Source organism: Kocuria nitroreducens (assembly GCF_042879195.1).
Classification (GTDB): domain Bacteria; phylum Actinomycetota; class Actinomycetes; order Actinomycetales; family Micrococcaceae; genus Kocuria; species Kocuria nitroreducens.
The window spans coordinates 1-1,210 of sequence record NZ_JBHZTC010000076.1 but is presented as its reverse complement, the minus strand read 5'-3'; the positions used below and the strand labels follow the sequence as shown (position 1 = coordinate 1,210).

The 1,210-nt window shown below is 70.3% G+C and carries 1 protein-coding gene; it reads right to left on the bottom strand.

The genetic code is table 11. The features are described from left to right. Nucleotides 1-20: 20 nt before the first annotated feature. Entirely contained in the window at nt 21-1,160 is a 1,140-nt protein-coding gene (locus ACFYE1_RS17415; RefSeq protein WP_387745806.1) for an ABC transporter ATP-binding protein, read from the bottom strand. Nucleotides 1,161-1,210: the final 50 nt, after the last annotated feature.

Sequence of the window (1,210 nt, the reverse complement as noted above, 5' to 3'; positions counted from 1 at the left end):
TTGCCGGTCCCGCCGGGGGGTCAGTCGGGCAGGCGGGTGCCGGTGGTGGTGTCGAAGAGGTGGAGGTGGTCGAGGTCGGGGGCGACCCAGATCGTGGTCCCGGCCCGTGGTGGGGTGCGGCCCTCGGCGCGGACGATGATCTCGTGGGCTCCTTCGGTGTGCTCCTCCACGGCCCCGGTGGGGTCCACGGGCACGATGGTGTTCGCGGCGGTGACCGGGGCGAGGTGGCCGTAGACGAAGGCGTCGGCGCCGAGTTCTTCGACCACGTCGGCCTCGATCGGCAGCCCGGTGCCCTCCGGGGCCAGGTGGAGGTCCTCGGGGCGGATCCCGACGGTGACCTTGCCCCCGCTCAGGCGTCCCAGTTGCTCACGGGTCAGGTCCAGGCGCAGGGTGCCGAAGGTCGCCGCCCCGTTCGCCACGGGCACGCGGAAGAGGTTCATCGCCGGGGAGCCGATGAACCCGGCGACGAACTCCGTGGCGGGGGTGTCGTAGAGGGCCCGGGGGGTGTCGACCTGCATCAGGTGCCCGTCCTTGAGCACGGCGACCCTATCGCCCATGGTCATCGCCTCGACCTGGTCGTGGGTGACGTAGACGGTGGTGACCCCCAGCCGGCGGGTCAGGGAGGCGATCTGGGTGCGGGTCTGCACGCGCAGCTTCGCGTCGAGGTTCGAGAGTGGTTCGTCCATCAGGAACACCTGCGGGGAGCGCACGATGGCCCTGCCCATGGCCACCCGCTGGCGCTGGCCGCCGGACAGCGCTTTGGGCTTGCGGTCGAGGTAGTCGGTCAGATCCAGGATCTTCGCGGCCTCCTCGACCCTGGCGCGGCGCTCGGCGGTGGGGATCTTGGCGATCTTCAGGGCGAAGCCCATGTTCTCGGCCACGGTCATGTGCGGGTAGAGGGCGTAGTTCTGGAAGACCATGGCGATGTCGCGGTCCCGGGAGGGGATGTCGGTGACGTCGCGGTCGCCGATGTGGATGCTCCCGCCGGTGACTTCTTCCAGGCCGGCGAGCATCCGCAGGGTGGTGGACTTGCCGCACCCGGAGGGGCCGACCAGGACGAGGAACTCCCCCTCGGCGATGTCCAGGTTCAGGTCGGTGACCGAGGGGCGGGCGGCCCCGGGGTACTGGCAGGTCACGTTGGCGTAGCGCACGGAAGACATGGGAAGGCCTCTTTCCCGGCAGGCACGTGCCGGACGATCCGAAGGAGAAG

Excerpts from the sequence above, each read along its gene's own strand:
- ACFYE1_RS17415 (WP_387745806.1), bottom strand. The coding sequence starts at position 1,160 with ATGTCTTCCGTGCGCTACGCCAACGTGACCTGCCAGTACCCCGGGGCC.